Origin of the sequence: Sulfuricurvum sp. (assembly GCF_028712165.1) — a bacterium.
GTDB lineage: Bacteria > Campylobacterota > Campylobacteria > Campylobacterales > Sulfurimonadaceae > Sulfuricurvum.
In genome coordinates this window covers 24,055-30,892 of the sequence record NZ_JAQTQR010000030.1, presented here as the reverse complement: position 1 = coordinate 30,892, position 6,838 = coordinate 24,055, and the positions used below count along the sequence as shown (strand labels likewise).

Annotated in this window: 7 protein-coding genes; all 7 read right to left on the bottom strand. The window is 42.4% G+C overall.

Annotation, left to right across the window (positions count from 1 at the left end; translation table 11 throughout):
• Positions 1–166: 166 nt before the first annotated feature.
• Entirely contained in the window at positions 167–763 is a 597-nt protein-coding gene (locus tag PHP90_RS06990; RefSeq protein ID WP_299927337.1) for a hypothetical protein, read from the bottom strand.
• Positions 764–864: 101 nt separating this feature from the next.
• A complete protein-coding gene (locus PHP90_RS06985; protein WP_299927334.1) occupies positions 865–1,500 on the bottom strand; it encodes a DUF4919 domain-containing protein in 636 nt (211 codons plus the stop codon).
• 146 nt (positions 1,501–1,646) lie between these two features.
• Positions 1,647–2,423: an enoyl-ACP reductase gene (locus PHP90_RS06980; RefSeq protein WP_299927331.1), complete on the bottom strand. Its 777-nt coding sequence runs from the start codon at positions 2,421–2,423 to the stop codon at positions 1,647–1,649.
• Positions 2,424–2,426: 3 nt separating this feature from the next.
• Positions 2,427–3,320 (bottom strand): 4-hydroxy-tetrahydrodipicolinate synthase, encoded by an 894-nt coding sequence (dapA, locus tag PHP90_RS06975; RefSeq protein WP_299927328.1) that lies wholly within the window; start codon positions 3,318–3,320, stop codon positions 2,427–2,429.
• A complete protein-coding gene (locus PHP90_RS06970; RefSeq protein WP_299927325.1) occupies positions 3,317–4,618 on the bottom strand; it encodes a pitrilysin family protein in 1,302 nt (433 codons plus the stop codon). The genes dapA and PHP90_RS06970 overlap by 4 nt, the downstream gene beginning before the upstream one ends.
• Positions 4,615–5,673: a quinone-dependent dihydroorotate dehydrogenase gene (locus PHP90_RS06965; RefSeq protein ID WP_299927321.1), complete on the bottom strand. Its 1,059-nt coding sequence runs from the start codon at positions 5,671–5,673 to the stop codon at positions 4,615–4,617. The genes PHP90_RS06970 and PHP90_RS06965 overlap by 4 nt, the downstream gene beginning before the upstream one ends.
• A gap of 63 nt (positions 5,674–5,736) precedes the next feature.
• Positions 5,737–6,837: a glycosyltransferase family 9 protein gene (locus PHP90_RS06960; protein ID WP_299927318.1), complete on the bottom strand. Its 1,101-nt coding sequence runs from the start codon at positions 6,835–6,837 to the stop codon at positions 5,737–5,739.
• Position 6,838 lies beyond the last annotated feature (1 nt).

Genomic DNA, 6,838 nt, shown 5'->3' with positions numbered 1-6,838 from the left:
ATACATCCTCTTTGGCAGCATAAGTGTGTAATTGTAGCGCATTATCAATGAAGTATCTCCTTCATTTAGCGGTTAAATATTTTTTTCTCGTTTCCACATTTCAAGTGGGAATGCATATCCTTTGTAGGCTTATACATTCCCACTCAGAGAGTGGGAATGTATAGTTTTATTGAATAGTATGATTATTATCATTTACAATAATTGCTTCTAGTTTATTGGTACTACTATTTTTTTGTATATAAAAAGTTGTGCCAAAATAAATTTCTCCGACTTTCTCTTTAGCTGAAGTCCACTGTTTTTTGTTGTACCCTACACAATCTGCACTATAGATGACACGTGTTTTGAGTTTTTTGACTGTACTCGCATTTTTATCAAGATCTGTACCGTATTCCACGCAGCTATCTTGACCAGAGATTGCTGAAGGCGGAAACAAATAACGTTGTCCTATCGGTTGATTATACGAGTCAGCACTTGTAGTATCAAATTCACCTTCATGCCATTGGTTTTCATAGGACAGTGGAGAGATGGTATGATCTACTGATATATTTCGGATGACAAATCTATCCATATCTTCAAAAGGTTCTATGTAAAAACATGGGTTATCATGAACCATTTTTATTTTTAGTGGTTTTTCAACACGCGGATCCTTCCTTTCATAACCATAAAATACATATATAAATAAAAAGAAAAGGAACAAAAATGCTGCTAGTAATAATAGTAAAGCCAGTATTGACAATAAGAACATTTTCAAAAATATCTTCATTTCATTTTTCTCGTCTTATTCAAATTTTGATTATTCTGTGCGATATTGTCATACTGAACTTGATTCAGGATGACACTTAGTGAAGATTGAATACATGAGCCTTATTTATTTTGCAAGTTTTTGTTTAGCCAGCTGTAGGGGATACTAATATCAAAGTAGACACTACTCGGTTGATTGTTTTTTACGTCAAATACTTCAAAAACATCATAGCTTTTATCATCAATTTGTTTAAGTGTCTGAGATTTTTGTCTAAGATGTAAAATCATCATAACCATATATTCTTCACGAGTAGTGATAACTTGTAACGCTGATTTTGGAGTTTTACCATCTCCTGATTTTATAATAGAATCTAATAGTTTGAAAAATACGGTTCGGTGAAAGTTAAAACGTTTTTGGTCTCCAAGTTGTTCGTATGCAATCATGGAAGCGTAATGGGCATCTAAATCAGTAAAATTTTTTTCGAGGATTATGGTTGCATATTTTAGCATTTGTGAATAATTTTTTTCGTTGATTGCACGAATCACTTGTGTTGAGTCATCAACTTTATAGGGATTATATAGAGGGGTTTGGGTATAAGCGATTCGAAATGCTTTAAAATCGATATTTGTATCGCCATTCTTTACTTTAGAAAGTAGTGTAGAATAGTTGTCATTGAGAGAGGAAGAATGTGCGAGGGAAGTAGTTCCCATTAGTGCAATCAAAGTAAACAAAATAAAGATAATTTTTCGGTAAATCATAAAGTATTCCTTTGGGTGTATCAATTTTAAAAAATAATAGATATTTTTATATGTTAAGAAATAATAGTGATTTATAGCTTTAGAGGGGATAAAAGAAGGATTGAAAAGGAAGTAGATTCCGTGTCGGGGCACGGAATGACGGGAGTTTATCTAAATGTGGTGCCGCCGTCAACAATGATCGTTTGACCGGTGATCCAGCCCGCTTCTTCGGTACAGAGGAAATAAACGGCACCCGCGATATCATCAGGACTTCCCATACGGTTGAGGGCAGAGCGTTTGATCGTTTCGGCTTTTACCTCTTCGTAGTTGGTAAACGCTTTGAGTGCATCAGTGTCGATCGGTCCGCCGGATACGGCATTAACACGGATATTCATCTCACCGAGTTCAACGGCTGCGTAGCGTGCCATCGCTTCAACGGCTGCTTTGTTGGTTCCGTGACCTGCATAGTTTTCGATGTAGATGAGATTTCCGGTACTCGACATGGTAACGACCGCACCGCCTCCTACTTTTTCCATCCGTTTTGCCGCTTCTTGCGTTCCGACGACAAATGCGTTAACGGTTGCAGTGTAGATGTTGTTCAGTCCGCGCGGTTTGAGACGCATAAATTTACCGTATCCGCCGACAACAGGACGGCCATAGATCATTGCATTACTGACAAAAAAGTCGACACGGTCAAAATCTTTATCAATTGCTTCAAAAAGAGGTTTGAATTCATCAGGTTCTAAAATATTGAGGGGATAGGCACGGGCTTTAATAGCATATTTGCTCTCCCACTCTTGGGCTAAAATAGCTGCTGTTTCACCATTTGAGTTGTAGGTAAAAGCAATGTTTACACCCTGTTGAGCAAATTTTTCTGCAATCGCTTGACCGATCCCTTTGGTTGCTCCTGTAATTACGAGTGTTTTACCCTTCATATTTGCCATTCTTTATGCTCCTACAATGTTATAATTTTTGAGTACAGATTCGAGTTTTTTCATATTTTCATTGCTTGGAGCAACGAGTGGAAGCCGGTATTCCAACGTATCGATGAGGCCGGCAATGTACATTGCGGCTTTGATCATTACCGGATTGGATTCCAAAAATAGCGCTTTGTTGATTGGGAAAAGCATATCGTTCAGTGCTTTCGAACCGCTCAAATCGCCTGAAAGCGCTTTAGCAACCAATTGGGCTTTTAAATCCGGCAATAGATTGGAGGTAACCGATGTGATACCTGCTCCGCCGCATGCGAGGATAGCGTAATCGATGGCATCATCTCCCGAAAAAACTTTTAGATCCGGTCGGCGTGAGAGAAGTTCGATGGTACGTTCGATACTTCCTGTCGCTTCTTTGATTCCATAGATATTTTGGACATCATCAAAAAGACGAATAACGGTATCGGCACTGATATCAACGACTGTTCGTCCCGGGACGTTATAAAGCATAAACGGAAGTTCCGGAACCGACTCAGCGATCGCTTTATAGTGCTGATAGAGCCCTTCTTGGGAAGGTTTATTGTAATACGGAGCAACGGAAAAGATAGCGTCAACACCGCATTTTAGCGCTGTTTTCGCAGCTTCTATCGCTTCTGCGGTTGAATTGCTCCCCGCACCGGCTAAAACTTTTGTAGAGGTACCGCGGCACACTTCTACCGCTATTTCCATACATCGTCTGTCCTCTTCGTAGGTTAGAGTTGCACTTTCGCCTGTTGTTCCGATGGGACAAACGGCATCGATTCCGTTGTTGATTTGTCTTTGTACCAGTTCAGCGTACTTTTGCTCATCCAATTGTCCATTTTTAAACGGAGTTATCAAGGCAGTTGTCGAGCCTGTTACTAGATTCATTTTTGACCTTTTCGTAGGATTATCGTCGTTGATTTTTCAGGAACCAAATAGTGTTTGGCAACGCTCTGGATATCTTCGGGCTTGAGCGCTTCGATTGCAGCTTCATAGTGCATTAATGGAGCAATATCACCCCGTGCAAGGTAGCTTCCAAAGAGATCGGCAACCGAGGTTGAGCTCTCTAACGAATAGATAAAATCCGATTTGGTATTGATTTTTACTTTATCGAGTTCCGCTTTTTCAACAGGAGCAGATTGAAGAGAATGGATGATTTTCCAGATTTCCCCTTCTACGGTTTCTGCTTTTACACCGTCGTTGCATACGGCTACAAAGAGAAATACTCCGGCATCGGTATTTTCCATATTATAGGCGTAGATTTGATTGACGAGCCGTTTTTCATCTACCAGAGTGCGATACAAGCGAGAACTTTTACCGGAACTGAGCATTTCGCTCATCGCGGAGAGTTTGGCTTGGTCGGCATGCTGAAAATTTGGGATCGGGAAGCTGATGGCAAGCATTTCCACTTCGCTCTCTTTGTTTACCATGACGCGGCGTGCGCCGTCTTGTTCCGGTTCTACGGTTTTAACCGCAGGGATATCGAGTGAGTTGGGGACATTGCCGAATTGCTTTTGTGCTTCTTCAAATACCGCGTCAGCTGAAACATCTCCGGTAACTACGAGGATGGCATTTTTCGGCTGGTAATAAGTCGCGTGAAAATGTTGGATATCTTCCAAACTCCATGTTTGGATATCGTTCATAAATCCGATCGGCATCCAGTGGTACGGGTGATAGACAAATGCGCTGTTAAAGAGACGGAAATACATGTATCCCATAGGATTGTTATCGGTTCTCCATCGACGCTCTTCGGCAACGACGTTGCGTTCGGGCTGGAACTCATCGTCTTTGAGATTCAGATTTTGCATCAATTCGGCGAATAGCGAAAGCGATTTCGGGAGATTTTCGGTACTGGATTTGATGTAGTAATGAGTGAAATCAAATCCGGTCGAGGCATTATTCAGCCCGCCGATACTTTTGACCTCTTCATCAAATTCACCTGCTTTGAGATTTTTGGTCGATTTGAAGTTCATGTGCTCAAGCATATGGGCAATCCCGGTTTTACCCATCACTTCATTGCGGCTTCCCACTTTATAGAAAATATCGGTAGAGATAACATGCGAGCCGTTATCCATAGGGATAGCTACGACTTGCAATCCGTTGGACAATGTTTTTGTTTCATAGTGGGGCAGGGATGAGGCCATAAGGGTTCCTAAACTCAAAATTGTTGCGATGAAGATTTTCATCGTCGATCTGCACCGATTGCTTCGGTGATGGAACTGTAGCCGTCTTGGGCAAGTAGATCAATCAACCCGCTGTTGATCTCTTCGATCACTTCAGGTCCTTTGAAAATCAGCGAGGTATAAAGCTGTACCAATGAAGCACCGGCGCGAATACGGCGATAAGCTTCTTCCGGTGTACTGATACCGCCCACACTGATAAGGGTCGTTTTTCCGAACAGTTCGCGTGCGATAGCATCAAAAATATAGAAACTTCGTTCGCGAAGCACTTCACCGCTCAGACCTCCCATCTCTTCAGGTTCACTGACAAGGGAGTAATCGATTGTGGTGTTGGTAGCAATAATTCCGTCGGCTCCGCTCATTACGGCATGGGCACACAGTTCAACGGCTTGATCTTCAGACATGTCCGGAGCGATTTTGAGCAAAATAGGCTTTGATGTAATCGCTTTGGCTTCACTGAAAAGCTGAGTGATAAAAGATTCGTTTTGCAAATCTCGCAGGCCCGGAGTGTTCGGAGAGGAGATGTTGATAACCATGTAATCGGCGTATTCATGGAGCGCTTTGATCAGTGTTGTATAGTCTTTGATAGCGTTGTCATCGGAAGTAAGTTTGTTTTTTCCGATATTGACGCCGATAGGGGTACTGAACGGGTAAATGTTTTTGAGGCGGTGAGAGATGCGAAACAGACCGTCATTGTTAAAGCCCATAGCATTTTGAAGGGTATCTTCTTCGATATGACGCCATAGTCGGGGACGGGGATTCCCTTCCTGTGGTTTCGGAGTCAGGGTGCCGATCTCGCTAAAACCGAAACCGAGTGCCATGATACCCTGAAACATTGTCGCATTTTTGTCAAATCCGGCAGCAAGCCCAACAGGATTTAAGAATGTACGCCCAAAAAGCTCTTGCGTGAGGGATGGGTGTGTAATGAAATGTTTAGCCATCCAACCGTTGAACAGAGGGGGACAAAAGCTTGCACTTCGGAGCAATGTCTCGACTAGGGTATGGGCACTCTCGGGCTGAAGTTTAAAAAGCCAGGGTTTTAAAGATTCGTAATCAAACATAGTGACCCGCCTCATCATGGTTAAAGTTGACGCGATTATACTCAAAAAAGGTTGAATGCTTTGTTAATCAACCAAGCCTTGAGACGCAGGAAGAAGAGATTGAAGGTGTTGAGTGATTTGTGTTGCGATCATTTCAGGGGTAGAGCCTTGAAGGGTTAGTGAACGGTCATTTGTCCCGAGCGTTCCATACAGTGTCGGAGCACTGGCTTTAAACAATGCGAGGGTAGGGACTCCTGAAGCGCTTGCCAAATGCATTGGACCCGTGTCACCGCAAATAAAAGCGTCCATTTGAGAGAGTATTGTTCCGAGCAAACGTAGATTGGATTCCATAAGTGTATAGAAATCATCGTCTAATTTTTCTTTGACATCAGGAGAGAGAATATCCACAAATACGGCATCCGGATTGAGTTTTTTCATGTGCAGATACCACTCTTTCCACCATGTGTTTTCTATTTTCTTTTCAAAACGGGCGTCACGGAAGATACCGATAATTTTTTCTTTGTTTCCCCATGTATATCCTTGGAGTGAGAGCCGTTTTTTAAGCTCTTCAAGTCCTTGAATTTTCTCTTCTTTACTTAGGGCAATATCCATTTTTTGAGGGAAATCGTTCGCATCGTTACCAAAAGCTTCCATCAAATACAGAGGTTTAAGGGCTTCGTGAACCGATCCGGAAGGGGCATTGACGACATGAGTCAAAGGAGTCCAATTTCCCGGTACGTCAAACCCGAGTTTGTAGGTTCCGCGGGCTAAAAAAGCTGCCCCGCGGTCACTGGCCGAACCGCTGTTTAGGTTAAGAACGAGATCATATTTTGTAGCACGGAGCTGTTGGATATACCGGTACAAATGAAACGGATTTTTTAAAAGTCGACGGGGCAAGTCAAATACATTTTGGACAGCTGAACTTTTGAGCAAAGGTGCCGGGTATTTGGCTCCGATCAGGATATCGATTTTTGCATCGGGGAAACGATGTTCAAGCGCACGCAGCAGCGGAGTCGTAAAAAGGATATTTCCGATACGGTAATTGATCCGGATGACCAAAATGCGTTGAATCCCTTCGGTAGGTATGATCTCATGTTTGGCATGAGAGGGAAAAAGAAGAGCCAAAAGGGCGTTAAGGGCATTTTTGATTTTTTGCCGAATGCGTGAATGGAGCGGTAATCCCATA